Origin of the sequence: Streptomyces sp. SID5464 (genome assembly GCF_009862985.1) — a bacterium.
Classification (GTDB): Bacteria; Actinomycetota; Actinomycetes; order Streptomycetales; family Streptomycetaceae; genus Streptomyces; species Streptomyces chartreusis_D.
This window is the reverse complement of record NZ_WWIQ01000022.1, coordinates 199,577-225,101: the sequence shown is the minus strand read 5'-3', so window position 1 is coordinate 225,101 and position 25,525 is coordinate 199,577. Positions and strand designations below refer to the sequence as shown.

The following is a 25,525-nucleotide window of genomic DNA, read 5'->3' as shown; positions in this document are numbered from 1 at the left end:
GCTGGGGCCCGCACCCCAAGGTGCGGGCCCCAGCTGCGAAATATGCGTTGCTGCCGCGATGTCAGGCGGGAACGATGTTCTCGGCCGTCGGGCCCTTCTGGCCCTGGGCGATGTCGAAGGACACCTTCTGGCCTTCCAGCAGCTCACGGAAGCCCTGGGCAGCGATGTTCGAGTAGTGGGCGAAGACGTCGGCGCCGCCGCCGTCCTGCTCGATGAAGCCGAAGCCCTTTTCCGCGTTGAACCACTTCACGGTGCCAGTAGCCATGTTAATTCTCCTTCGGAGACGATGTTCGGAATTCGCCCTGTGCGGATCCCGCGTCGCCGTGCTGATTACCCCGTAGGAAAATGAACCTTTTGGCAACCACACCTGCAACTGAGATCGACAGTAGCATGGCGCGACCGACCCCGTACGGTTCGCTGATTTCGCCCCGGTCGGCGATCGAGGAATACTCGCCGGGGGCCGCGCCAATTTCTCATCTCACAAAAACAGATATTGGCCCCGCGGGGATGCACTGTTCCTGTCGCTGCCTCCGCGTGCAGCGCCATGACCTCCCTCGATGAGCCTTGCGCCGCGACCGTCCCCAGGGACGGACGGGACCGCGGCGAACGCGCCGGAACCCCGCGATCGCGAGGAAGGTCACATCGGCGTTCGGGTGACAGCAGTCCGTCGCGAGCGGCGGAGGTCCTGTCACCCGCTGCTTCCCGGGCTGTGCGGCTGGAGGAGCTGGTCCACGGGTGCGTAGTCGTCGGTGAGCGGTTGGGCGTCGCCGGTCCAGGAGGTGAGGTCGTCGCCGGTGGTGATCTTCCAGCTGGTCTGCCGGGCGTTCAGCGCTCGCTGGGTCGCGCGCGGGTCGACCGGCCGGTCGGAGGCGATCACCACCAGATTGCCGCCCTGGGGGGTGACGGTCGGGTGGAGGCCGATGTCGGCGGGTTCGCCGACGAGGGCGACGTGCTCGAAGGTCTCGCGGAGGGTGGCCACTTCGGCCCGGGCGAACGCCAGACCACCGTGATCGATGAGGTTGGCGACGTACAGGCCGTCCTCCTTGAGCACCCGCCGTACATCGGTCATCGCTTCGACCGTGGTGAGGTGCCACGGCACGCTGACGCCCCCGAAGGCGTCGCCGACGACGAGGTCACGACTGCCGGTGTCCAGTCGCCGCAGGCCGAGCCTGCCGTCCTCGACGCGTACGTCGATACCGGCGTCCGACTTCAGACCGAGCCGGTCGCGGTCGATGCGCACGACCCCGCTGTCGATCTCGGACACGAGGCTGCGCGTCCCGGGCCGGGTGGCAGCGAGGTAACGGGGAAAGGTGAGCCCGCCGCCGCCCACGTGGTGGGCGGCGAGTGGCTCGCCTTCGGGGAAGGCGGCATCGACCACCGCCGCGATGGCGCGCACGTACTCGAACTCGAGGAAGGTCGGGTCGTCGAGGTCGACGTAGGAGTGTCGCAGGCCGTCCAGGACGAGTGTGCGGCCGCTGTCCCGGTCGGGGTCCGCGACGATCCGTGCGCAGTGGTACCTGGTCTCCGCGTCGCAGCCACCGGGCGCGACGGTGGTGGCGAGGCCGCCGGCCACGACCACGAGTGTCAGGGCAGGGGTGCCGCTCCACCCACGCGCGCGCCACTCGACCACCGCCGAGCCGGCCACCAGCAGAACGCCGAGGCCGATCAGTATGCCGCTGACCGGCAACCGCGAGACGAGGACGAAGCCGGTGAGGACGGTGCCGACGATGGCGCCGACGGTGCCGACGCCGGACAGCCGGCCGACGACCGTTCCGGTCTCGGCGAGGCTGGTGAGACGCAACTTGGTCACGATCGGCGTCACCGCCGAGAGCAGCGCGCCCGGCACGAGGATGGTCAGCGACGCGATCAGCAGGAGCACCGCCGGCGCCCACTCCGCACTGGTGCGCAGCACGGCGGGGGTGAGCGCGACGACCGCTCCCGACACTCCGAGCGCGGGGCCCAGGAGCCGGCGTGGATCGACCTGGTCCGCGATGCGCCCGCCCAGCCAGGAGCCGAAAGCGATCGCGGTGAGGGCGATGCCGATCACCATCGTGCTGGTCTCGAGGGTGAGGCCGAGGTAGGGAGCCAGCAGCCGCAGAGCGACGATCTCGACCACCAGGACCGCGGCCGACGACCCGAACACCAGCAGGGCGGCGGCACGGGAACCCAGGCCGTCGCTGTGAGGCGTGCCCCCGGCGACAGACGAGGAAGACGATCCGGTCACGGGCGCATCCTCGCACGGGCCGGGCCACCCGGGGGCCGGCTTGACCGCGGTCGCCGAGGGCACGCCTCCTAGCCGGCCCGTGCGGCGGTCCACGTGATGTGCGGGGGCTCGACGCGTCCGCACAGCGGCCCGCCCCGCGCGTCGGTCAGGCCGAGGCGTCCGACCAGCAGTCCCTCGCGTGCGGCGGCGGCGAGTACGTCGGCGGGGACGACGTCGAGCATGAGCTTGGCGCGGCGGAACATCGTGAAGGTGCCCGAGTCGTCGACCGTGCCCCAGGACAGGTAGACGAACCGCCGGCCCAGACGGTCCTGCACGTAGGGGCCTTCGACCTCGGTGCCGGTCGTCGAGGTGCTCGTGGTGCACTCCAGGGTCCAGGTCGCGGACGGTGCGTCGCCGGGCTGTGGGTCGAGGAGTTCGGCCGGGCGGTCGCGGCGTTGCACGGCGACGTGGAGGTCGCCGTGGGCGGGGCCTTCGCCGTCGGCGGAGGCGGGGCGGGTGAGGCCGGGCAGGTCGACGGCGTCGATGCGGATGCGCATACGGGCCATCATCCCGCCCTCGTCCCGCGCGATGCCGGCGGAGCGGTTTCACGCCCTCGGGGCGTTCCGGGGCAGGCAGCTGAATAGGATGTGCACTCATGTCGAACCCTGATGAGCTGCTCGTCGCCATCTCCGCCGCGGTTGAGTCCGAGCGAAGCAATCAGATGTCACTGACCGTGGTCGTCGGCGGCGCCGTCATCACCGGCCGACTCGCTCCCGAGGCCGTGTGGAGGGAGCGGGTGGCGGACGTCCTGAAGGACTCGGAGCGGCTCGGCCCGTTCGCCGACGTCTTCGCCCGCGGCCCACGAGAGCATCGGCCCGGCCGCAGCGAGGCGCCCACGCACCTGCACTTCCATCTCGCCCGGATCTTGCAGGGCAGTCTCGGTATCCCCGAGACGGGTGGCATGTACCGAGTCGCGATCAAGGACGTCAGCGCATGGACCGTGGGCGACTTCAGCTACATCGACCGGTGAGTCGCTGACCCCGCCCCGTTCGTCGTGCAGGCCCGGTGTGTCGGTGTAGCCCCGCCCCGCGGGCTCGGGCTGGAGGCACTCGGAGACGATCAGGCCGGCGGAGGCGCGTCGGCCGTAGTACTCGGCCATCATCTCGGTGGCGCTCAGGCCCTCGCCGTAGGCGCGGCGCGGGTCAGCGGCGCCATCGCGACGCGGTCGGGCAGCGGCGCAGGCAGGTCGATCTCCGCCGAGACGAGCTGGACCCACTCCGTCTCCGGCCGCTGCGCCGGCGCCAGCACCGCGCCACCCTCTGGTCGGACACGCCGAGAGCACGCGCCTGACGCCGCGAGGCCGCCCTCCGGGCGACGACGGGAATTGTCAGACCGGCCCTAGTGCCCCGGCAGGCACCGTTTGCCCGTCAAGGAGCGGCGTCCGGTGCGTCATACGATGTCCGCGCGGGAAACGGACGGCGGTGGAAGGGAGACCGGGCGTGGCTGAGCAGCGGCAGCGTCCCCGGCGGCGGGGGCAGGGTGAGCTGGAGGCGCTGGTCCTGTCGGCGCTGCGGGAGGCGGACGGCCCGGCGACAGCCGGCTGGGTGCAGGAGCGCCTGGGCGGAGACCTCGCCTACACGACCGTCATCACCATCCTGACCCGGCTGCTCGCCAAGGGGGCGGTCACCCGGGAGCGCGCCGGCCGGTCCTTCGCCTGGACGCCCGCGTCGGACCAGGCGGGCCTGGCCGCCCACAAGATGCGCAAGGTGCTGGACTCCGAGGGCGACCGCGAGGCGGTGCTGGCCAGCTTCGTGACCGGCCTGGGCCCGGACGACGAGCGGCTGCTGCGGGAGCTGCTGGGTCAGTCGAGGAACGAAGGGGAAGACTGAAGCCTCATGGGGGTGTTCGTCTTTCTGCCGCTCGTGCTGCCCTTGACGGCGTGGCCGATCGCGCGCCTGGCCGAGCAGCATCTGCATCCACGGACCGCGACCCGGCTGCTGACCGGGGTGGCCGCGGTGATGGCGGCGTGCAGCACGCTGTGCCTCGGCCTGGTGATGGTGGTCGGCACCGCCCAACTCCCCGGAAACCCCCTGCCCGACGGCTGGTCGGACCCCGAGGTGCGCGCGGCGGTCCCCTACGACGAGGTCGTCGGCAAGGCGGCGATCCCCGCGCTCGTCGTGGTGCTGGTGGCGTGCGGTCGGACGGTGTGGCGGCACGGCCGGGTGCGCCGCCGGGCCCACCGGGCGCTGGCCGGGCTGCGTGAGACGGAGGTGGCCGTCCTTCCGGACGACATGCCGTACGCCTACGCGCTGCCGGGCGGTCGGCGGGATCGTGTGGTCGTGACGACGGCCATGCTGGACTGCCTCGAACCGGCCGAGCGCCGGGCGCTGTTCGCTCACGAGCGGGCCCATCTGACCGCCCGCCATCACCGCTTCCTCCTCGCGGTCCAGCTGGCCGCGCGGGCCAATCCCTTCCTGCGTCCGCTGCGGACGGCGGTGTCGTACACGGCGGAACGGTGGGCCGACGAGGACGCGGCCCAGGTGGTCGGCAGCCGCCGGGCCGTGGCGTGTGCGATCGGCAAGGCGGCCCTGGTGTCCCGTGGCACCCCGGTGGCGACCCTGGCCGGCTTGGCTGCGGCGGGACCGGTGCCGCGCCGGGTGGCGGCCCTGCTCGGACCCGCTCCGACCGTGCGCAGCTGGCCGTCGTTGTTCACGTCGGTGGGTGCGGCGGCGTGGGGAGCGGCGGTGGGGGCCGCCGTGTCAGCGATGTCGTCGGCGAACTCCGCGGTGACGATGGTCCTCATCCTGCACGCGGCCACGCCCCTTTGAGCCGCGCGAGCCGGCGACACCAGCCGGCCCCTCGCACGGCCCGGGTGGGTCAGAGGTCGAACTCGTGGGGCGGGAGGCCGAGGGCGTAGCACGCCTCGCGGACCACGGCCTGTTCGTCCTTGTCGAAGTCGCCGTCGGCGCCGCCGATGACGATGCCGATCTGGACGACGGCCCGTGCTTCGGCGGGCTTCTTCCCGGCCTTGGCGATCTCCTGCATGACGCTCACCTTGCCGAAGTCGAAGTCGGTGGTGAGCTTGTCGAGGTTCTCCTCGAAGCGGCGGCGCAGGTCGTCGGCGGGGAAGTTCCGCAGCACCTCGTTGGTGGCGATGAGCTGGGCCACGCGCTGCCGCTCGGAGGGGTCGACGGTGCCGTCGGCGGCGGCGACGAGGGCGCACATCGCCATGCTCGCGTCGCGGAAGGCGCCGCTCTTGAGGTCGTTCTTCCTCGCCATGAGCTGGGTCTGCATCGTCGATGCGGATTCCTTGAGGCGGTCCCACAGGGCCATGAGAACTCCGTACGTGTCGGCAGGACGCCCGGGCCGGGGCGTCCCGGACTGCGTTTCTTCTACAATACTGTAGAAGTTATCGGCAGGGGGCGGAGCCGTGCGCCCGCCCCCTGCCGGTGCGTCCGCCCGCCCCCTGCCGAGGTGTCCTTCAGCGTCTGCCGGGGCCCGCTGTCAGCCCTCGTCCTCCTCGTCGCCCTCGAAGAAGTCCCCGACCTCGTCGACGACTTCGCCGGCGACCATGCCGCCGACGACACCGACCGCGAGTCCGGCGGCGCCCGCGGCGACGGCGGTGCCCATGCCGGGGCCGGAACGGCGGTGGTCGTCGTGGTGGTCACCGTGCCCGTAGTGCCCGCCGTGCCCCTGCCCGGCGTACGGGTCACCGTGGCCGTAGGCACCGTGGGAGCCCTGCGACGCCCGGTGCTCGACCAACTGGCGGATCCAGCCGTCGACTTCGGCGTCCCAGTCGCGCGCGTCCTGGTGCCCGACCGTGAAGCGGGTCAGCGCGTCATGGCCGCCGGAGAAGAAGCCGCCGCGCTTGTCGGCCTCCAGGACGACCTCCAGGCCGGCCGGGTTGGCCAGGAAGGTCACCTCGATCTCGTTCACCCGGTGCGCGTACTGCGGCGACGGGGTGATCTCGATCTCCTGGTAGAAGGGCAGTTGCTGACCGGTGCCGCCGATGCGTCCGTACTCCAGGTCGGCGGACTTGAAGCCGAAGCCGAGCCGGCCGAGCGCTTCGAGGATCGCCTCCTGGGCGGGCAGCGGACCGACGGTCAGCGGGTCCAGGTCGCCCTTGTCCTTGGCGCCGGCCACCGACAGTTCCGTACGCACGCCGAGGACGATCCCCAGCGCCTGCCCGTGCAGTTCGGTGATCGGCGTCTCCCACGGCAGCGTCACGCTGAACGGCACGCTGCGCTGCTCGCCCTCGGCGAGCCGGAAGCCGCCGCCGACGGTGAACCGGTCGAAGGCGACGACGCCTTCGCTCTCGCCGTGAGCGTGCTCGGCCTCGACCCGGGCGATCAGCTCCAGGGTGATGTGCTCGATGTCGAAGTCGGCCTTGCCGCCCTCGAGACGGACCTGGCCGGTGAGCGTGCCGCCGGGCCGCGCGGGCCCCGGGTCGAGGATCGTGTCGACCGTGGGGCCGCCCACGCCGAGCGAGCCGAGCAGTCGTTTGAACACCATGGTGGCGTCCACTCCTTAAACGTGCGTGTTCGCGGTGTGAGGTCCGCTCGAGCGGACCTTCTACAGACACGTAGAAGCATAGGGGTTTTTGCTCCTCCTTTACAGTTGGTGTAGAGGCAGGCAATCCTGTTTCCACCCACTGTCTGCATGTGTGTTTCGAGAAGGAGCGACGTTCCCCCGATGGGTGAGCCTCCCAGTACCAGCCGTGCCGTTCCCCGCTGGACTCATGCGCGTGAGGGAGCGGGGGTGGCGCGGTGACCGAGATCCTGCTGCTCCTGCTGGCCCTCCTCCTCACACTGGCCTGCGCGGTGTTCGTCGCGGCCGAGTTCTCCTTGACCACCGTGGAGCGCGCCGACCTGGAGCGCGCCGCCGAGGCGGGCGAGCGGGGCGCGGAGGGTGCGCTGAAGGCCGTACGGCGTCTGACGACGCAGCTCTCCGGCGCTCAGTTGGGCATCACCGTCACCTCTCTGGTGATCGGCATGCTCGCCGAACCGTCCCTCGCCGCGCTGCTGCGTGGCCCGCTGCGGGCGATCGGCCTGGGCGGTGCCGCCTCCTCGGTCGCGACCGTGCTGGGCGTGGTCGTCTCCACCGTCGTGCTGATGGTCGTCGGTGAGCTGGTGCCGAAGAACTGGGCGATCTCACGTCCACTGGCGGTCGCCAAGGTGGTCGCCGGTCCGCAGCGTGCCTTCACGGCCGCCTTCGGCCCGTTCATCGGGCACCTGAACGGCACCGCGAACCGTTTCGTACGCCGCTTCGGGCTGGAGCCGGCGGAGGAACTGGCCTCCGCCCGCACCGCCGAGGAACTGGGCGCGCTGGCCCGGCACTCGGCCGCCGAAGGGGCCCTGGAGGCGGACTCGGCGGAGTTGTTCGTACGGACGCTGCATCTGAGCGAGCTGACAGCGGAGAACGTGATGACGCCGAGGGTCGACGTCAAGGCCCTGGAGGTCCACGCGACGGCCGCCGACGCCGCGAATCTCTCCCACGCGACCGGGCTGTCCCGCTTTCCCGTCTACCGCGACAGCCTGGACGAGGTGGTGGGCTCCGTCCACATCCGGGACGTGCTCGCCCTGGAGCCGGAGCAGCGGGCCGCCACGCCGGTGACGGAACTGACGGCGGAGCCCTTGCTGGTGCCCGACAGCCTCCCCGCCGACCGGCTGCTGGAGCGGCTGCGCGCGCACCGCACCATGGCCGTGATCATCGACGAGTACGGCGGCACGGCGGGCGTGGCGACCGTGGAGGACATCGTCGAGGAGGTCGTCGGCGAGGTCCGCGACGAGCACGATCCCTTCGAGGCGCCCGACCTGGTACCCGCCCCGGCGACGCGGGACGGGCGCGCGGTGTGGGAGGCGGACGGCAGTGTCCGCATCGACCAGCTCACGGACATGGGACTCACCGCGCCGGAGGGACCGTACGAGACCGTGGCCGGGCTGATCGCCACCCGCCTCGCCCGCATCCCCGGCAAGGGGGACGTCGTGGAACTCGACGGCTGGCGGCTCGAGGTGCTGGAGGTCGAGCACCACCGCGCCGACCGGATACGCATCACCGAGCCCGCCGCCGCACCGGCCGCCCGGATCGTGGAGGAGGTCCGATGACCGCGCTGCAACTGGCCGTCGGCGCCCTGACGCTGCTGACCAACGCGTTCTTCGTCGGCGCCGAGTTCGCCCTGGTCTCGGTGCGCCGCAGCCAGATCGAACCGCTCGCCCAGGAGGGCGACAAGCGGGCCCGGATGACGCTGTGGGCACTGGAACACCTCTCGGCGATGATGGCCACCGCCCAGCTCGGCATCACCGTCTCCTCGCTGGTGCTGGGCGCGGTCGCCGAGCCCGCCATCGCGCACCTGCTGGAGCCCGGCTTCGAAGCGGTCCACATCCCGCACGGCCTGGTGCACCCGGTCGCGTTCGTCATCGCGCTCACCCTCGCCACGTATCTGCACATGCTGATCGGCGAGATGGTTCCGAAGAACATCGCGCTGGCCGCTCCGGTGCCCAGCGCGCTGCTGCTGGGCCCGCCCCTGGTGGCGCTCACCCGTGCTCTGCGGCCGTTCGTGTTCGGGATCAACGCCTTCGCCAACGCCCTGCTGAAGCTGCTGCGCGTCGAGCCGAAGGACGAGGTCGAGTCGGTCTTCACCGACGACCAGCTCGCCCGCATGGTCCTCGACTCCAGCGCGGCCGGACTGCTCGGCCCGGCCGACGGCGAACGGCTGCGGGACGCACTGGAGCTGGGCACCCGGCCGGTGGGCGAGATCGTGGTCCCGGCCCGGCGGATGCGCACCGTCGACCACACGATCACCCCGGCCCGGCTGGAACGACTGGCCGCCGAGGCGGGCTTCTCCCGCTTCCCGGTCACCGGCCCCGACGGCACGGTCCTGGGCTACCTGCACATCAAGGACACCCTCGGCCTGGCCGAGCGCGACCGGCCCTTCCCGCGCACGGCCCTGCACCGCGTCACCCGGGTGCGCATCGACACCCCGCTCGACGACACCCTCACCGCCCTGCGCGCCGAGGGCAGCCACCTGGCCGCCGTCGTCGGGGAGAGCGGCAAGGTCATCGGCTTTGTGACCATGGAGGACGTGCTGTCGGAACTGGTCGGACCGGCGGCTCCGGCCACCGCGTGACCGCCCACCGGCGCAGTACCCGGGCAGGCGCCGGGAACATGATTCCGGCCAGAATCGTTGTCCGGACGTACCACCAGATAAGGAGCCACCCCTTGTCCGCCAGATCGACGGACCCCTCGGGGCACAGTCCCCGGCCGTACCGCCAGGCATGTCCTGAGCCCGGCACGCGGCGGGACGCCCCCTCGCAGGCAACGCGCCGATGAGTGCCGCGAGCGCCCTCCTGGGGCTGCTGGCCGTGTTCGTCCTGACCGCCGGCACCGGATACTTCGTCGCCCAGGAGTTCGCCTACGTCTCCGCCGACCGCCTCGCCCTCGCCCGTGAGGCGGAGTCCGGGGACCGGAAGGCCGCCCGGGCCCTGAAGGTGCTGGAGCGGCTGTCGTTCATGCTCTCGGGCGCGCAGCTCGGCATCACCGTCACCGGGCTGGTCGTCGGCTTCATCGCCGAACCGTCGGTGTCCGCGCTGCTCCGGCCCGCGCTGTCGGGCCTGGGCATCCCCGACGCGGCCGTGAGCGGAATCTCGGTCGTCCTGGCCTTCGTGCTGGCCACGGTCGTGCAGATGGTGCTGGGCGAGCTGGCCCCGAAGAACCTCGCCATCGCCGTGCCGGAGCGGCTGGCGAAGTCACTGGCCGCGTCCACGCTGGCGTACCTGAAGGTCGTCGGCCCGCTCGTGCGGATCTTCGACGGCGCGGCGAACAGGCTGCTGCGCAAGGCCGGCATCGAGCCGGTGGAGGAACTGCACCACGGCGCCACGCTGGAGGAGCTGGGCCACCTGATCGGCGAGTCGCACGAACAGGGCGCCCTGCCGAAGGACACCGCCGCCCTGCTCGACCACGCGCTGGAGTTCTCCGAGCGGACGCTGGACGAGGTGATGGTGCCGCGCGCCGACGCCGTCTTCGTCCGCAAGGACGCCACCGCCGCCGAAGCGGTCGACCTGATCGCCAAGCACGGACACTCGAACTACCCGGTGCTCGGCGACCACCCCGACGACGTCGACGGCGTCCTCGGCGTGGCCGAGCTGATGCGCCTGCCCGCCGACCGCCTGCGAGGCACCACGGCCGGCGCGCTCGCGCGGCGCCCACTGCTGCTGCCGGACACCCTCCCCCTGCCCGACGCCGTGACCCAGATGCGGGAACGTGACGACGAGTTCGCGGTCGTGCTGGACGAGCACGGCGGGGTGGCGGGCATCGTCACGTACGAGGACATCGCCGAGGAACTGGTCGGTGACATCGCGGACGAGTCGGACATCGTCACCGAGGTCGCCGTCGCGGACGGCGACGGCTGGCTGGTGGACGCCGGACGCCGCCTGGACGAGGTGGCCGAGGCCACCGGCATCGAGCTGCCCGAGGAGGAGGACTACGACACGGTGGCCGGCCTGATCGTCGACCGCCTCGGCCGCTTCCCGACCATCGGTGACCGGCTCACCGTCGAGCTGCCGGACAGTGCCACCGCGTTGATCGGCGTACGGACCCTCGACCGGCACGTGCCCGAACGCGTGCGGATCGAGCGACTGGCCCAGGAGACGGAGGAGCAGGCGTGAGTTTCCCGATGGCGCTCTTCGTCACCGTGCTGCTGCTGATCGGCAGCGGGTTCTTCGTCGCGGCCGAGTTCGCGCTGGTCGCCGCCAAGCGGCACCGCATGGAGAAGGCCGCGGCCGAGGGCCGGGGCGGGGCCAAGGCGGCCCTGGCCGGCATGCGGGAGCTGTCGCTGATGCTGGCCGGTGCCCAGCTGGGCATCACCGTGTGCACGCTGGGCCTGGGCTCGGTGTCCAAGCCGGCGATCTCGCACGAACTCGACCCGCTGCTGCACCAGCTGGGCCTGCCCAGTGCGCTCAGCTACGGGATCGCCTTCGCGGTCGCGATGATCGTCGTGGTGTTCCTGCACATGGTGGTCGGCGAGATGGCCCCCAAGTCGTGGGCCATCGCCCACCCCGAGCGCTCGGCCATGCTGCTGTCGCCGCTCTTCCGGGCCGTGGTGAAGGCCGTCCGGCCACTGATCTCGGTGCTGAACAGGATGAGCAACGGCCTGGTACGACTGTGCCGGGTCACCCCGCGCGACGAGCTGGCAGCCGTCCACAACCGCGAGCAGCTCACCCACCTCGTCGAGGAGTCCGAGCGACTCGGGCTGATCAGCGAGACGGACTCCGAGCTGCTGACACGTTCGCTGACCGAGCCGGAGACCCCGGTGCGGGACCTCCAGGTGCCGACCGCCGAGATCACCTCGGTCGACGGCGGTGCCGATGTCGACGAGATCCTGCGCCTGGCCGCGGCCCGTGACCGTACCCGGCTCCTGGTCCGCGACCGTGACACCGTCCTCGGCTCGGTGCACGCCCGTGACGCCGTGGTGGCCCGCGCCCAGGGACGGACGACCAGCGCCCGTGCGCTGGCCCGCCCGGTTCCCGAGCTGACCGAGGACGCCACGGTCGGCGACGCGATCGACCTGCTGCGCCGGCGCCGCGCCTCGCTCGCCGTGGTCCGCGACGGCTCGGGCCGGATCACCGGTGTGGTGAGCCTGGACGACCTGCTGGCCCGTTTCCTTCAGCCACAGGCGGCGTCATGACTCCGTAAGGCACCCGCGGGTGCGTCGAACCGGGACAAAACGTGATCCACGCGAGACGCTGCCCCCATGGCAGCCCCATCCTCCACCGATGACCCGTACCGCTTCGACGACCTGACGGCCCTCTACATCAACTGCACCCTCAAGCCGTCCCCGCAGCTCAGCCACACCCAGGGCCTGATCGACAAGAGCGCGGAGATCATGATGTCGTGCGGCGTCACCACGTCCGAGATCCGTGCGGTCGACCACGACATCGCGCCCGGCGTCTACCCGGACATGACCGAGCACGGCTTCGCGACGGACGAGTGGCCCGAGCTGTACGAGCGGGTGATGGCCGCGGACATCCTGGTGATCGCCGGGCCGATCTGGCTCGGCGACAACAGCTCCGTGACGAAGAAGGTGATCGAGCGCCTCTACGCCTGCTCCTCGCTGCTCAACTCCCAGGGGCAGTACGCCTACTACGGCCGCGTCGGCGGCTGTCTGATCACCGGCAACGAGGACGGCGTGAAGCACTGCGCGATGAACGTCCTCTACAGCCTCCAGCACCTCGGCTACACGATCCCGCCCCAGGCGGATGCGGGCTGGATCGGCGCGGCCGGCCCCGGGCCGTCGTACCTGGACGAGGGTTCGGGTGGCCCGGAGAACGACTTCACCAACCGCAACACCTCGTTCATGACCTGGAACCTGATGCACCTCGGCGCCCTGCTGAAGCGGGCCGGAGGCGTCCCCGCCCACGGCAACCAGCGCTCGGAGTGGGACGCCGGCTGCCGCCCGGGTGCGGACAACCCCGAGCACCGCTGACCCGGCCGCCGCGGACGTAAGGGTTTCGTCATCCGCCAGGCAGCCCAGGACGGCCGCCCCGTCCGTTGAATGGGAGTGAGGATCGAACGACTCCCAGGAGGTAGACGCTATGGGGCGGGGACGACGCGCGAAGGCCAGGCCGTGGATGGTCGGCGTGCTGGTGGTGGCGTTCACCGGGGCCGGCTTCGGGCTGTACTGGTTCCAGCCGTGGAAGCTGTGGCAGGACGAGACGGTCCAGGAGACGCTGCCCGTGACCGTGGACGTCTCCAAGCCGCCCGCCGAGGCGCAGGCCGGGGAACCCTCCGCGCCTTCCCCGGCCGGACCGGTGACCCTGGCGAGGGGCGAGCTGATCAGCCACGAGCACTCGACGTCCGGCACGGTGCGGCTCGTACGGCTGGCCGACGGCTCCCACGTCGTCCGGCTGGAGAACCTCGACACCAGCAACGGCCCCGACCTGCGCGTCTGGCTGACCGACGCGCCGGTCAGGCAGGGCCGGGCCGGCTGGCACGTGTTCGACGACGGCGACCATGTCAGCCTCGGCAAGCTCAAGGGCAACAAGGGCAGCCAGAACTACACCGTGCCCCAAGACGTCGACCCGGCCCGGTACAGCAGCGTCAGCATCTGGTGCGACCGCTTCGACGTCTCCTTCGGCGCGGCGGAACTCGCCCGCGGCTGACTCGGACTGCGGCGACGTGGTCGGGACGAACCGGGGGAGCTGGGCCTAACCCGCTGGTGATCACTCCAGCCCGGACGGTGCAGCAGTGCCGGGTGTGCACAGGTGCACCATGTCATAATGCGTGCATATGCCCATTAAAGGGAACATCTGGACGTTTCATGACGAGGTCGCGCATCGCAGCGAGGGCAGCCGTCGCCCTGGCGCTGGCCGGGACGCTGGTCATGGCGTGCGGCGCCGAGGGTGGCGGCTCGAAGACGTTGACCTGGTCGATGTGGGCCAACGGTGGCGAGGAACAGCAGGTCTGGCACGAGCTCGCGGACCGCGTGTCCAACGAGGATCCAGAGATCACGATCAAACTGGAGACCTCGTCCTTCGATGACTACTTCGCCAAGCTCGGCACCCGTTTCGGCAACGGCGACGCACCCTGCATCGTCTCGATGCAGGCGCTCCGCACCACGGGCTACACCCAGGGCATGCTGCCGCTCGACGATCTGATCGCCAAGAACAAGTTCGATGTGTCGGACTTCGACAAGTCCGTCATGGAAGGGCTGAGTGCCGACGGGAAGCAGTACGCGCTGCCGTACGACGTCGGCCCGGTGATCCTCACGTACAACAAGGACATGTTCCGGGACGCGGGGGTGCCGGAGCCCAGGCCCGGGTGGACTCTGGCCGAGTTCGAGTCGGCCGCCCGTAAGCTGACCGGGGACCGGAGGTACGGGTTCGTGGCGGCGCCTCAGGATGTGTGGATGTTCCCCATGGTGCTGACCAAGACCGGGGCGCAGCCCACCGACGGGGCGGGCAAACTGCGACTCACCACCCCCGCCATGACCGAGGGCGTGCAGTGGTACGCCGACCTGGCGGCCAGGAAGAAGGTCGCCCCCCGCCTGCCCGCGGTCGATCCCGCGTTCTCCGACAGGGAGTTCCTGAGCGGCAACGTGGCCATGGGCGCCAACGGGCCGTGGGCTTTGCTGAACCTGAAGAACCAGGCCGGCTTCCAGGTGGGCCTGACCACGATTCCCGCCGGCCCGGACGGCAGCAGGACGTACTCGTCCGGTTCCGGGTTCGGTATCTCCAAGTCCTGCCCGGACCCGGAGCGGGCGTTCAAGGCGATCACGCTGATGACCGCCAAGAAGCAACTGGAATGGCTGGGCGGGGTGGGACGTGCCTATCCGTCACGTGAGTCGGCACAGCACGCGTGGTACGAGAACGCCCGCCTCGCCGGTGCCCGAGAGGTTCTCGAAGCCGCCAACGCTGCGGCGACCCCGCTGCGTACGACGAAACACTGGGAGCGGGTCAACGCACTGCTCAACCAGTACGGCCCCGACCTCTTCAGCGGGGCGAGCTCCGCGAAACAGGTCCTGGAGCAGGTGCAAAGGCAGGCCGGGCAGGATTGATCGGCGCGTGAGCGGGCTGAGGCGCGGCTTCACGCGCCGAGGCCGTCGAGCAGCATGGCGAGTCCTCCCAGGAACTCCTGGTCGGGGCCGACGTTCCGGGCGTGCCGGGCGGTCTCGGCCATGTGCGGGAAGTCGGCGGGGGGCAGTTGGCTGATGGCCACCGTGCCTGGACCGGACAGGCTCCCGAGGTGTTCCAGCTGGATCGCCCCGATGACGTAACTGAGCAGGCCGCGCAGGGCGACGACCCGCCGCTCGCCCTCGATGCCGGCCTCGGTGAGGACGCCGAGCACGGTTTCCGACCAGCGCAGCACTCCGAGGGAGCGGTGCCGATGGGTGATGGTGAGGGGCACCACCGCGGGGTGGGCGCCCACGGTGTCACGCAGGCGCCGCGCCATGACCTCGATCCGCTCGCGCCATGACGCGTCGCGGTCCGGCGGCTCGGTGTCCACGGCGCTTAGCACGAGCTCGACGACCAGCCTTTCGAGCTCCTCGCGGTCATCGACGTATCGGTAGAGCCCCATGGTGCTCATGCCGAGTTCCTGGGCGACTGCGCGCATCGACAGTCCGGCGAGCGCGTCGCGGTCGATGACGGCGAGAGCGGCGGAGGCCAGCTGCTCCTGGGTGAGTGAACGTGGGCGCGGCATGACGCTTGACAGCGTACGGCATACGCCTACCCTACATAGGCGTATGTCGTACGCTTACAGAGGGGAACGTCATGCGCATGTCCCGTAGTCACGTTGAGCCCGGTTCCACCGTGAACGAGCGAAGTGTCACCACTGTCTCGGGCGACCAGGTGGCCGTTCCCGCTCCTGGCCGGCTGACCCACCTCCAGTTCCGGCGGTTCGCCGGCTGTCCGGTCTGCAACCTGCACTTGAGGTCGGTGGTACGGCGGCACGGGGAGATAGAGGCGGCCGGTGTACGCGAGGTGGTGGTCTTCCACTCGCCCGCGGATGAACTGCTGCCCCACACCACCGACCTGCCGTTCGCTGTCGTCGCGGACCCCGGCAAGCGCCTGTACGCGGAGTTCGGCGTGGATCGGTCACCCCGCGCCCTGCTCGACCCGCGCGCCTGGGGGGCGATCGTCCGGGCCGTCCTGAGCGGCGTACGGGAGGTCGCCCGCGGGCGTGAGCACCTGCCCTCGACCAGCCCGCACGGCGGCCGGCTCGGGCTTCCCGCCGACTTACTCATCGCGTCCGACGGCCGCGTGCTCGCCGCCAAGTACGGCGAGCACGTCTACGACCAGTGGTCGGTCGACGAACTGCTGGAACTGGCAGCCCGCACGCCGCGCACGCCCCGCGCGAATCCCTCGGCCCGGTGAGGCAGGCTCGCGTGAAAGCAGGGCACGCTGAGAGGTGTTCCGCACTGCTCAGCGCCCCGTCCCTCAACCGCCCGGTCAGCGGCGCCGATGCGCCAGGGGCCGGCAGTGCCCGCCGGGGGTGTGCACCTTGCTGCCGTCGCTGTGGGCTGAACCCTGCGAGCGGGGTCCGGTGCCCCGTCGGCGCCCGGCCGCGGGCTCAGACGGAGCCGCGCCGAGCTCCGCTCGACTTGCGCCTGGAAACCGATCGGTTTACGGTGTTGGAAACCGATCGGTTTCCCGTTCTGTGGAGAGAGTCATGACCGTTTTGAAGGGCGCGAACGTCTTCGTCACCGGCGGCAGCCGCGGCATCGGCAAGGCGCTGGTGGAGGAGCTGTACGCGCGCGGTGCCGGCAAGGTCTACGCCACGGCCCGCGACCCGCGCGCAGTGACGCACCCCGACGCCGTCCCGGTCGCGCTGGAGGTCACCGACCCGGCCTCCGTGGCGGCCGCCGCAGCGCAGGCGGGAGACGTCACCGTTCTGATCAACAACGCGGGCGCCGCGGTCGGCGCGTCCTTCCTCGACTCCCCGGTCGACGACATCCGCCGGGAGTTCGAGACCAACTTCTACGGTCCACTCCTGGTCGCCCGGGCCTTCGTGCCGGTCATCGAGCGCAACGGCGGCGGCCACCTCCTCAACGTGCACTCCGTGCTCTCCTGGCTCGCCCTCGGCGGCTCCTACAGCGCCTCCAAGGCAGCCCTGTGGTCGCAGACCAACTCCCTGCGCCTGGAGCTTCAGCCGCGCGGCATCGCCGTCACCGGACTGCACGTCGGCTACGTCGACACGGACCTGGCGGCGGATGTCGACGCACCCAAGTCCGACCCTCGTGACGTCGCCGCCCTCGCCCTCGACGGGGTCGAGACGGGCGCGTACGAGGTGCTCGCCGACGACATCTCGCGGCAGGTCAAGGCGGGCCTGGCCGGCGACCTGGCGGGACTGTACGCCCAGCTGGCGAAGTAACCCCTTCACTCACCAGGAGCCGGCGAGATGCCCAGCCACGAGGCACGTCCCACGATCCACATTCCGGGGACCACCAGCCACACCATCGCCCCGCGCGCGGGACGTGACGGCCGCGAGGGAACCCTGCGCTACCTCACGGCGGGCACCGGCGCTCCCCTGGTCCTGCTGCACACCGTGCGCACCCAGGCCGAGCACTTCCGACTCCTCATCCCGCTGATCGCGGACCGCTACACCGTGTACGCCCTCGACCTGCCGGGGATGGGCTACTCCGAGATCGTGCCCGGCGCGTCGTACGACGAGCCGGCCATGCGCGCGGGCGTCGAGCGGCTCCTCACCGGACTCGACCTCCACGACGTGACGCTGGTAGGGGAGTCCATGGGGGCGGTGCTCGCCCTGACCACCGCCGCCGATCTCCCGGAGCGGGTACGGCGCGTCGTCGCGGTCAACACCTACGACTTCCCCGGCGGAATCGCCCGGTCCAGCCTCCTCGCCCGCGTGGTGGTCAGCGGTGTCCTCACCCCCGGAGTCGGCCCGGTGATCGCCGGGGTGGAACCCAAGCCCGCCCTCCGCAAGATCCTTCAGGGCGGCCTCGGCGACAAGAGCGCGCTGCGGGAGGACTACGTGGACGAGCTCCTCCAGGTGGGCCGCCGCCCCGGCTACCCGACCGTCGCCCGGGGTGTGTACCAGGCCCTGCCCAGCCTCATCGCGGCCCGCTCGCGCTACCCGGAGGTCAAGGCGCCCGTCCACCTCGTCTACGGCGAGAAGGACTGGTCCCGGCCCTCGGACCGGGAGGCCGACAAGCGGCTGCTGCCGGCCGCCGAGTTCACGCAGGTACGGAAGGCCGGCCACTTCATCACCCTGGAACGACCCGACGTGCCGGCCGACTTGTTGAACGCGGTGGCCTGAGCCCCGGGACCACCGGCCCAAGGAGCAGTGCATGGCGGAGATCCAGCGGATCCGCCGTACCGCAGACGCATCTGTTCGCCGTCATTTGGTCCTGGTCGGCGTTCCCTCCGGGGCGAACGAGTGGTGGAAGGTGAAGGCGTGCGGCGCGGAGCCGTGGTCGTGGAGGTGTTCCAGCCTGGAAACCCCGTCCTGCCAGGTGGGTATCACGCCGTCGGAGACCCACCACATCACGTAATTCGGGTGCCTTGTCCTCTCGAACCAGTCGTAACGCCTGTTCAGCGCCTCACGGTGCAGACCGGTGTAGACGGCGTCGAAGGCGGGGCGCAGGTCGGTCCAGAGTGAGAGGGTCGCGGCCAGGGCGGTGGTTTCCACCGTACGGCCCTTGTCGTACCAAGTCGGTACGGCGAACTCTCCCCATGCACCCCAGTCCGCCTCGAAGAGCATGCCCCGGTCACCGTCTGCCGCTTCAGCACGCGCGAGGTACCCGGGGTGCTGACTGATCTTCCGGTAGACGGCCTCACCAACGTCGTAGAACTCGCGCGTGAGAGGTGCGGGATCGGCGAGAGGTGACTTCAGGACGCCGAATGTGTACAGCGCAAGATGGGGCATGCGTCTCTCCCTGAAGGAACTCCTGTGCGACCGTGGGCGATCGCCCAAGGCCAGGTGAAGGTAGCTGCCTCCGCGGGTCCTGTCGAAGTTGCGTTTTCCCTGTCCAAGTGGCCTCCTGGCGTGAAGAGGAGTCGATCCAATCCATCGCATAGCCGAAGTTTTTCCGCCGTAGGTGGAGGGGCCGGTGTGACAGATGGTCCCCGAGTCGGACGACCGCGATCGGCTCCGCGACGTCTTCCTCAAGTGGATCCGTTCAGTGAGGGATCGAGCGCCCGCACCACCGCTCTCACGGCCGAAAGCTGACTGTTCCTGGCCGCCACCGGCGCGCGCTAGGCCCCGTCGTTTGGATCAGCCCGGCGTCGCGGGGTCTGGCACGCACCAGACCCGCTCGGGTCGGCCGGAAGGCACCGCACCTCACAGAGGCCCTGATCCAACCGAAAAGGGCCTAGTGGGAGAACGAGAAGTACAGGGTTCGACCGTAGTCGCCCGTCGCTGTGGTGGGGCCGCCGCTGGGGCCGAGCGAGGCCGGTGGGTCGAACTTGGTGCCGATCGCCGGGATGGCGTCGAGGAAGGAGAGATCGCCCTGCGGGAAGGGCGGCGCGGTGTGGCGGGGGTCGGGTCCGAAGCGGGGGGTGAAGAGGCGGAGGTAGAGGTTCTCGTCCTCGGAGACCATGGTGAGACGTCCGGCGGTGGTGTGCAGGGACGCCCAGCGGACGCCCGCGTGGTAGCCCTTGAACTCCGGGTACACCCAGCCGTCGGCACCCGTCGCGGTGTCGTTGTACTGCTTCGTCCAGACGTCCGTCGCGACGCCGCGCAGCCGGTTCTTCCACACCCTGTGGGGTCCGTGGCCGAGCCAGGTCACTCCGGTCACCTGCGATTCGGGGTGGTCGAAGCCGACGCCGAAGAGGTCGTGCTCGCCGGTGAGGTGGTAGCGGTAGTCCAACTGCAGCCAGCCGCCGGGGTGCAGCCGCCACCGGACGTGGCGCAGGACGCCGGAGTACTCGGCCTCCACCGTGTAGCCGTTGCCGTCGGGCCCGTGCGTCAGGCGGGTGAGGTCGGCCGTTCCGGTGGTGGGCAGCGGGCCGCGGGACAGCGCGAAGTCCGCCCCCCGGTGGGTGACGCCGGCCAGCATCCCCGTCGTGGCGTCGAGGGTGACCGTGGTGTGGCGGGACGTGAGGGTGAGGGTGTTGCCCACCAGCGAGCCGCGTACGGCCGGTCCCTGGCCCGTCCGTACCAGCCGTCGGGCCTGGTCGGCGGCGGACGTGATGGTCCATGTCCAGCTGCGGATCTCGCGGCCGTCGGCATCGGTGACGGTGAGCGCCATGGCGTCGGCGCGTCGCCAGCCGGACGGCAGGGGCAGGCGCAGCACTCCTTGCGCGCCGGGCTCGATGTCCGGAGCGGAGGCGGTGCCCTGGGCACGCACCGTGTGGCCGTCCCGCCGCTGCGACGGGGTGCGGAAGTCCAGGAGCCGCCAGGTGAACCGGCAGGCACGGGCGTTGGTGAAGGCGTAGTGGTTGGTGAGGGCGATCCGCCCGTCGAAGTCGTTGGGCAGGCCGGAGGTGAACCGCTCCGGTTCGGCGAGTTGTATCGGAGACCAGATGTCCTTGATCGTGTAGAAGCTGGCCTCCTTCTCGCGGAAGGGGCCGAGGATGCCGTCGGGTGCGGCGTTGCCCGCCACGTCGACGGTACCGTCGAGGTCGTCGCGCACGATGCCCTCGTCGATCAGTGACCACAGGAAGCCGCCGACGGAGAGCCGTTCACGGCCCATCAGCTCCCAGTAGTCGTCGAGCCCGGCGCCGGCGCCGCCGTCGTAGAGGCCGTGGAGGAACTCGGTGGGCATGAAGACGTCGCCGTGTTCCTGGAGGATGCGGCGCGTGCTGTCGTACGTCTCGTAGTGGTCGGTGTTGATGCCGCCGAAGTTCGCCCAGGGGTGGAGAACGGTGCGCTGCTGGGGGTCGTGCCGGGCGTAGTCGTCGTCGAGGGCGGTGTTCCAGCCGCCTTCGTTGCCGTTGCACCAGAACAGGATCGACGGGTGGTTGACGTCACGCGTGACCATCGAGGCGACGAGAGGTCTGCCCGCCTCCTCGTCGTAGGACTTCTGCCAGCCGGCCAGTTCGTCGAGCACGTACAGCCCGAGTTCGTCGGCGAGGTCGAGGAAGTGCGTGTCCGGCGGGTAGTGGGACATCCGGACCGCGTTCATGTTCATCTCCCGCATCAGGAGGATGTCCTTGCGGCTGATGCGGGCGCTGGTCGCCCGGCCGGACGTGGGCCAGATGGTGTGCCGGTTGGCTCCCTTGAGGAGGACCTTGACGCCGTTGACGTACACGCCGTCGCCGGGGCGCACCTCGACGGTGCGGAAGCCGAATCTCTCGTCGACGCGGTGGACGGTGCGGTGGTCGTCGGCGCGGAGCGCGACCTCGACACGGTAGAGGTGCGGGGTCTCCGCCGTCCACTGGCGGGGGGAGTCGACAGCGGTCCTGAGGGTCACCGTCGTGTCGCCGGGAGCGACGGCCGCGGTGAACGGGGCGCCGACCGGGCGCCCGGAGAGGTCGGTGACCCGTGCGACGAGACGGTCGGCGGTACCGGTACCCGACAGATGGGCGTCGATCCGCAGCGTGCCGTCGGCGCGGGCGTCGACGGCGATGCGCTCGATGTGCTGGAGCGGGAACGCCTCGAGGTGAACGGGGCGGTAGATGCCGCCGAAGTTCCAGTAGTTGCCCAGGCGTTCGGCCCGGTTGACGGAGTCGTCGGTGGACTCCTTGCTGACGGTCACCTCCAGGAGGTTGTCCTGGCCCGGACGCAGCTTGTCGGTCACCTCGTGACGGAACCGGTAGAAGCCGCCGCGGTGGACGGGCCCGGCCGACTCGCCGTTGATCCACGCCTCGGTCTCGGTCATCGACCCTTCGAAGACGAGGAAGACGCGTCTGTCACGCCAGTGGGCGGGCGGCGTGAAGGTGTGCCGGTAGCGGCCCTTTTCCTCCGGGCGCAGATTCCACCCGTAGTTGTAGGTGCCGTATCCGTGGAACTCCCAGTTGGACGGCACCGGGATGCTGCCCCAACTGCCGCTGCGCCGCCCGCTGGTGCACAGGAAGTCCCAGTCGACCGGGTGGTCGGCGTCCTCTCCGGACAGATACAGGCGCTCGGTGCGCGCGGAGGCGTCCGCTGCGTCGGCCGTCTCGGCGGCCCGGGCCGAGCCCGCGGGAAGGCCGCCGGCGGCGGCCGCGCCGGCGGCACCGAGGATCAGAACGCCACGACGGGACATTTGCATGAGGTCTCCAGGCTTCAGTCGACCCTCAGGGAGGGCGCGGCGAGGACGTGCGGGGTAGTCGGAGGGCCCGGTCGGCACACGGTTGTCGAAGCGCTTCCGCGCGTAAGTCCGCAGATCAGCAGCGGTCTCGGGAGCGTCGACGACCTTAGGAGTCGATGAATCGAACACAAGAGGGCAGCAGAAGCTGCAGGCGCCTCCGGAGGGACGGCAGCGCCGGCGCCCCATCCACCGTCCCCCGCCAGTCGGAGGGGATCGGTCGGCCGACCGGCGGGGCACCTCCCGAAGCCCGGCGGATGGTCGACCGCCCACCGCCTCGGCAGGGTTGTCCCGGTGACCGAGATCGAAAGCGCCAAGAAGACGTCTTCCCGGCCCTCACCCTCACCCGGGTCCGACACGGCGATGGAACGCCCCACGCCGTTGGCGCGGCTGGTGGGGGTGGACCTCGCCCGTGCACTGGCCGTGTTCGGGATGTTCGCCGTGCACGTCGGCCCCGCACCCACGCCAGGCGGCGGCGTCGGCGACTGGTTCCTGGAGCTGGCGAGCGGCCGGGCGTCGGCGCTGTTCGCCACGCTCGCCGGCTTCTCGTTGATGCTGATCGCGGGCCGCTTCGAGCCGAAGACCGGACTGGCCGGCCGGCAGGCGAGGGCCCGGATCGTGATCCGGGCCGTGATCCTGCTGGTGCTGGGCAGCGCGTTGGCGATGACCAACTTCGGCGGTGCCGGGATCCTCAACTTCTACGCGTTGTACTTCCTGCTGGCCCTGCCCCTGCTGCGGCTGCGGGCCAGGACGCTCGCGGCCATCGCGGTCACGCTGGCGGTCGTCACGCCGCAGGTGGCGTATGTGATCCGGGCGCTGCTCACCGAGTCGATCGTGAACAGCATCGACTCGTACGACCCGATCGCGCGGCTGTCCGGCGTAGGCGTGCTCGACCTCCTGCTCCTCGGCCTCTACCCGGCGATCACCTGGATGACGTTCGTGGTCACCGGTATGGCGCTGGGCCGGCTGGACCTGACCTCCCGCACGGTCCAGCGGCGGCTGGCCGTCGTCGGTCCCGCGCTGATCGCGTTCGGATACGGCGTCTCGTGGCTGGCGCTCCGGCTGACCGGTGGTGCTCAGAAGATCATGGCCGGGATGCCTGACATGAAGGACTTCGGCGCCATGAAGGACCCAGGTGCCATGAAGGACGCCGCCATGGCATCGGGATCCTTCGACTCGCCCGTCGGTGGTGGGTTGGGTGGCCCCGACGCATGGGGGCTCCTGGCAGCCGAGCCGCACACCGGTTCCACGTTCGACCTCATCGGCAGCATCGGGATCGCGATCACCGTGCTCCTGTGCCTGACGGTGGCCCTGGACCGACTGCCGTGGCTGCGTCGCCTGGCAACGCCGGTCATCGCCGTCGGCACCATGTCCCTGACCCTGTACGTGGGCCACATCCTGGTGATCCTCGCCCTGCCCGGCGAAGCGGCCACCCCGCCGCAGTCCGCCTCCGCCGCGCTGCTGCTCTGCTTCATCGCCGGGGCCACCGTGTTCGCGGCGATCTGGTCCCGCTTCTTCCGACGCGGACCGCTGGAGTACCTGCTCAACAGCGCCACGAAACTGGCGAATCGCGTCCGCTGAGCCTCGGGCGGGCACCACCAGAAGTCCGGGCGTGTTCCGCCTCGACCCTGATGTCAAGGACCGTCGCCATGGCCGTCGTCCCCACAGCCCGGAGCACCGGCTCCCCCGGCCTCGGCCGGGAATCGCACCGCCGCGCCGACCGGCTGGAAGCTCCGGCACGCTGGGAACGCCCGGCGCCGGCCGCGGTGCTGGGCGTCGCCGCACTGCTGTACGCCTGGGGCATGGGGCACGCCGCGATCCACCCCTACTACAGCGCGGCGGTACGGTCGATGGCCACCAGTTGGCGGGCCTTCTTCTTCGGCGGTCTCGACACCAGCGGTTCGATCACCCTCGACAAGGTGCCCGGCGCCTTCTGGCCCGACGCCGTCTCCGTCTGGATCTTCGGGCCGCACACGTGGGCGGCCGCGCTGCCCCATGTGATCGAGGGCGTGCTCACCGTATGGCTGCTGCACCGGATCGTACGGGCCTGGGCCGGGCCGTTCGCCGCGCTGATCGCCGCGCTGACGCTCACCTTCACTCCGGTCACCGTGGCACTGAACAGGGCCACCATCCCGGACACCGCACTCACGCTGCTGCTGGTGGCAGCCGCCGGAGCCCTGCAGAAGGCGGTACGGACCGGGCGGCTGCTCCCGCTGATCACGTGTGGCGTCTGGGTCGGACTCGCCTTCCAGACGAAGATGCTGCAGGCCTGGCTCGTCCTGCCGGTCTTCGCCGCGGTGTATCAACTCACCGCGCCCGACCTGCCCTTGCGGAGGGCTCTGCGCCTCCTGCTGAGCGGTGCGGTCACGCTGACCGTCTCCTGCTCGTGGGCGCTGATCGCGTGGGTGACTCCCGCGGCCGACCGCCCGTATGTCGATGCCACGTCGAACAACAACCCCTTCAGCCTGGTCTTCGGCTACAACGGCCTGAGCCGCTTCAGCGAGGACGCCACCGCGTTCGGCGCCGTTCCGGCCACCGCCGCCGGCCGTATGACCGGGAACACCGGCTGGGGGATGCTCGTCAACCACACTGTCGGCCCGCAGATCGCCTGGTTCCTGCCGCTCGCCGTGCTCGCCGTCGTCACGGCTCTCATCTGGCGCGCCCGCCGGCCGCGGACCGACCCGCTGCGTGCGGGTTTCCTCCTCTGGGGCGGCTGGCTCGCCGTCCATGCCGTGGTGTTCAGCGTCTCCAACGGCAATCACGTCTACTACACGGCCGTGCTCGCACCGGCGATCGCCGCGCTGGCCGGAGGCGGCCTCGCGCTCTTCCGGTCCGCTTACGAGGCGGGCGGCCGGCGACGGCTGTGGCTGCCGTCGGCGATCGTGCTGACGGTGGCCTGGGCGCTCGTACTCGACAGGCCGACCTGGTTCGTCTCCCGGTTGCCGGCGTTCGCCGTGATCTTCGCGGTGTGCGGGGCCGTCGGCCTGTGGTCCGGCGGGTCACGCGCCTCCCGGAGGCTGGTCCAGGGCTCTCTGGCCGCCGGGATCGCGGCCACTTTGCTCGTACCCGCCGGCTGGGCCGTCTCGTCCCTCGACCCGCGCTACGCGGGCGCCCCTACGTCCCCGACAGCGGGTCCGGTCGGCGAGTTCCACCACAGAGCCCTCCACGACCCGCGCGCCCTGCGCCGGGCCGAGCTCGGCCGGCCCAGCGCCCGCGACGCCGCCCTGCTGGACTACCTCATCGCGCACCGAAAAGGCGAGAAGTACCTGCTCGCGACCCAGGCCGCCTACCCCGCGGAACGTCTGCTGCGCGCTCAGTCCCAACCCGTGCTCGTCATGGGCGGATTCACCGGGAAGACCCCCTTCCCCAGCGCCCCGCAGCTCGGCAACCTGATCGCCACCCACCAACTCCGCTACGTGCTGCTCACCCACCTGCGACCCACCACCCCCGCCACGACGTGGGTGAAGTCCCACTGCGAGCGCATCCGCTCCGGGGCCTACGGCTGGCGCACCAGGGGCAACTTCGGCCTCTACGACTGCCGCACCCCCGCCGATCGGCGGGGGTGAAACAGCCGACTGCGGGATGGGCGAGGCAGAAGAAATGCAAAATAATCCTTGCGGGTAATTGGCGTCCTGTTC

Annotated in this window: 23 protein-coding genes and 1 pseudogene; 15 read left to right on the top strand and 9 right to left on the bottom strand. The window is 70.7% G+C overall.

The genetic code is table 11. From position 1 onward, the window contains the following. Nucleotides 1-61: 61 nt before the first annotated feature. The 3 genes from GTY47_RS16560 to GTY47_RS16550 form a co-directional block, all read right to left on the bottom strand. Nucleotides 62-265: a cold-shock protein gene (locus GTY47_RS16560; RefSeq protein ID WP_004986771.1), complete on the bottom strand. Its 204-nt coding sequence runs from the start codon at nucleotides 263-265 to the stop codon at nucleotides 62-64. Between the two features lie 423 nt (nucleotides 266-688). Then, complete coding sequence (locus tag GTY47_RS16555) at nucleotides 689-2,224, bottom strand: fused MFS/spermidine synthase (protein WP_010032262.1); 1,536 nt, start codon at nucleotides 2,222-2,224, stop codon at nucleotides 689-691. A gap of 68 nt (nucleotides 2,225-2,292) precedes the next feature. Then, on the bottom strand, nucleotides 2,293-2,760 hold the full coding sequence (locus GTY47_RS16550) for a DUF5990 family protein (protein ID WP_010032260.1): 468 nt from the start codon (nucleotides 2,758-2,760) through the stop codon (nucleotides 2,293-2,295). 98 nt (nucleotides 2,761-2,858) lie between these two features. Between GTY47_RS16550 and GTY47_RS16545 the strand changes: the two genes are divergently transcribed. Further along, nucleotides 2,859-3,233, top strand: coding sequence for a hypothetical protein (locus GTY47_RS16545; RefSeq protein WP_010032259.1), 375 nt, complete (start codon nucleotides 2,859-2,861; stop codon nucleotides 3,231-3,233). A 24-nt stretch (nucleotides 3,234-3,257) separates the two neighbouring features. Here GTY47_RS16545 and GTY47_RS40970 read toward each other — a convergent pair. Next, nucleotides 3,258-3,418 (bottom strand): annotated as a pseudogene (locus tag GTY47_RS40970) (alkene reductase); the annotation flags it as partial. A 284-nt stretch (nucleotides 3,419-3,702) separates the two neighbouring features. On the opposite strand from GTY47_RS40970, the gene GTY47_RS16535 reads away from it, so the two are divergent. Both GTY47_RS16535 and GTY47_RS16530 read left to right on the top strand, forming a co-directional pair. Next, a complete protein-coding gene (locus GTY47_RS16535; protein ID WP_010032258.1) occupies nucleotides 3,703-4,092 on the top strand; it encodes a BlaI/MecI/CopY family transcriptional regulator in 390 nt (129 codons plus the stop codon). A gap of 6 nt (nucleotides 4,093-4,098) precedes the next feature. Next, complete coding sequence (locus GTY47_RS16530) at nucleotides 4,099-5,031, top strand: M56 family metallopeptidase (protein ID WP_010032255.1); 933 nt, start codon at nucleotides 4,099-4,101, stop codon at nucleotides 5,029-5,031. Nucleotides 5,032-5,080: 49 nt separating this feature from the next. Here the strand turns inward: GTY47_RS16530 and GTY47_RS16525 are convergent, their stop codons facing one another. Together GTY47_RS16525 and GTY47_RS16520 are read right to left on the bottom strand one after the other, a co-directional pair. Beyond that, on the bottom strand, nucleotides 5,081-5,536 hold the full coding sequence (locus GTY47_RS16525; protein ID WP_010032254.1) for a TerB family tellurite resistance protein: 456 nt from the start codon (nucleotides 5,534-5,536) through the stop codon (nucleotides 5,081-5,083). Nucleotides 5,537-5,707: 171 nt separating this feature from the next. Then, nucleotides 5,708-6,715, bottom strand: a complete 1,008-nt coding sequence (locus tag GTY47_RS16520; protein ID WP_010032253.1) for a sporulation protein — start codon at nucleotides 6,713-6,715, stop codon at nucleotides 5,708-5,710. A gap of 254 nt (nucleotides 6,716-6,969) precedes the next feature. Between GTY47_RS16520 and GTY47_RS16515 the strand changes: the two genes are divergently transcribed. The 7 genes from GTY47_RS16515 (at nucleotide 6,970) to GTY47_RS16485 (ending at nucleotide 14,753) form a co-directional block, all read left to right on the top strand. Then, on the top strand, nucleotides 6,970-8,307 hold the full coding sequence (locus GTY47_RS16515) for a hemolysin family protein (protein ID WP_010032252.1): 1,338 nt from the start codon (nucleotides 6,970-6,972) through the stop codon (nucleotides 8,305-8,307). Beyond that, nucleotides 8,304-9,329: a hemolysin family protein gene (locus tag GTY47_RS16510; RefSeq protein WP_010032250.1), complete on the top strand. Its 1,026-nt coding sequence runs from the start codon at nucleotides 8,304-8,306 to the stop codon at nucleotides 9,327-9,329. The genes GTY47_RS16515 and GTY47_RS16510 overlap by 4 nt, the downstream gene beginning before the upstream one ends. A gap of 199 nt (nucleotides 9,330-9,528) precedes the next feature. Next, complete coding sequence (locus GTY47_RS16505; RefSeq protein ID WP_010032248.1) at nucleotides 9,529-10,866, top strand: hemolysin family protein; 1,338 nt, start codon at nucleotides 9,529-9,531, stop codon at nucleotides 10,864-10,866. Continuing rightward, nucleotides 10,863-11,885: a hemolysin family protein gene (locus GTY47_RS16500; RefSeq protein WP_010032246.1), complete on the top strand. Its 1,023-nt coding sequence runs from the start codon at nucleotides 10,863-10,865 to the stop codon at nucleotides 11,883-11,885. Before GTY47_RS16505 ends, GTY47_RS16500 begins: the two co-directional genes overlap by 4 nt. Before the next feature lie 66 nt (nucleotides 11,886-11,951). Then, complete coding sequence (locus tag GTY47_RS16495) at nucleotides 11,952-12,683, top strand: flavodoxin family protein (RefSeq protein WP_010032245.1); 732 nt, start codon at nucleotides 11,952-11,954, stop codon at nucleotides 12,681-12,683. A gap of 109 nt (nucleotides 12,684-12,792) precedes the next feature. Further along, on the top strand, nucleotides 12,793-13,359 hold the full coding sequence (locus GTY47_RS16490) for a DM13 domain-containing protein (RefSeq protein WP_029180637.1): 567 nt from the start codon (nucleotides 12,793-12,795) through the stop codon (nucleotides 13,357-13,359). Nucleotides 13,360-13,517: 158 nt separating this feature from the next. Beyond that, nucleotides 13,518-14,753, top strand: a complete 1,236-nt coding sequence (locus tag GTY47_RS16485) for a sugar ABC transporter substrate-binding protein (RefSeq protein WP_010032242.1) — start codon at nucleotides 13,518-13,520, stop codon at nucleotides 14,751-14,753. Between the two features lie 29 nt (nucleotides 14,754-14,782). On the opposite strand, the gene GTY47_RS16480 is transcribed toward GTY47_RS16485, so the two are convergent. Further along, nucleotides 14,783-15,397, bottom strand: coding sequence for a TetR/AcrR family transcriptional regulator C-terminal domain-containing protein (locus tag GTY47_RS16480; RefSeq protein WP_010032240.1), 615 nt, complete (start codon nucleotides 15,395-15,397; stop codon nucleotides 14,783-14,785). A gap of 110 nt (nucleotides 15,398-15,507) precedes the next feature. Between GTY47_RS16480 and GTY47_RS16475 the strand changes: the two genes are divergently transcribed. The 3 genes from GTY47_RS16475 to GTY47_RS16465 all read left to right on the top strand — a co-directional run bounded on the left by GTY47_RS16475 (nucleotide 15,508) and on the right by GTY47_RS16465 (nucleotide 17,974). After that, nucleotides 15,508-16,071 (top strand): peroxiredoxin-like family protein, encoded by a 564-nt coding sequence (locus GTY47_RS16475; RefSeq protein ID WP_010032237.1) that lies wholly within the window; start codon nucleotides 15,508-15,510, stop codon nucleotides 16,069-16,071. Nucleotides 16,072-16,366: 295 nt separating this feature from the next. Further along, the gene (locus GTY47_RS16470; protein WP_010032234.1) at nucleotides 16,367-17,068 is read left to right on the top strand and encodes an SDR family oxidoreductase; all 702 of its coding nucleotides are present in this window, start codon (nucleotides 16,367-16,369) and stop codon (nucleotides 17,066-17,068) included. 27 nt (nucleotides 17,069-17,095) lie between these two features. Beyond that, the gene (locus GTY47_RS16465) at nucleotides 17,096-17,974 is read left to right on the top strand and encodes an alpha/beta hydrolase (RefSeq protein WP_010032232.1); all 879 of its coding nucleotides are present in this window, start codon (nucleotides 17,096-17,098) and stop codon (nucleotides 17,972-17,974) included. Between the two features lie 81 nt (nucleotides 17,975-18,055). On the opposite strand, the gene GTY47_RS16460 is transcribed toward GTY47_RS16465, so the two are convergent. Both GTY47_RS16460 and GTY47_RS16455 read right to left on the bottom strand, forming a co-directional pair. Beyond that, a complete protein-coding gene (locus GTY47_RS16460) occupies nucleotides 18,056-18,583 on the bottom strand; it encodes a DUF3291 domain-containing protein (RefSeq protein WP_010032230.1) in 528 nt (175 codons plus the stop codon). Nucleotides 18,584-19,028: 445 nt separating this feature from the next. Then, complete coding sequence (locus GTY47_RS16455) at nucleotides 19,029-21,845, bottom strand: glycoside hydrolase family 2 (protein WP_010032228.1); 2,817 nt, start codon at nucleotides 21,843-21,845, stop codon at nucleotides 19,029-19,031. 336 nt (nucleotides 21,846-22,181) lie between these two features. On the opposite strand from GTY47_RS16455, the gene GTY47_RS16450 reads away from it, so the two are divergent. Both GTY47_RS16450 and GTY47_RS16445 read left to right on the top strand, forming a co-directional pair. Further along, nucleotides 22,182-23,468, top strand: coding sequence for a DUF418 domain-containing protein (locus GTY47_RS16450; protein WP_010032227.1), 1,287 nt, complete (start codon nucleotides 22,182-22,184; stop codon nucleotides 23,466-23,468). A 68-nt stretch (nucleotides 23,469-23,536) separates the two neighbouring features. Continuing rightward, on the top strand, nucleotides 23,537-25,453 hold the full coding sequence (locus tag GTY47_RS16445) for a glycosyltransferase family 39 protein (protein WP_010032225.1): 1,917 nt from the start codon (nucleotides 23,537-23,539) through the stop codon (nucleotides 25,451-25,453). The last annotated feature ends 72 nt before the right edge of the window (nucleotides 25,454-25,525 follow it).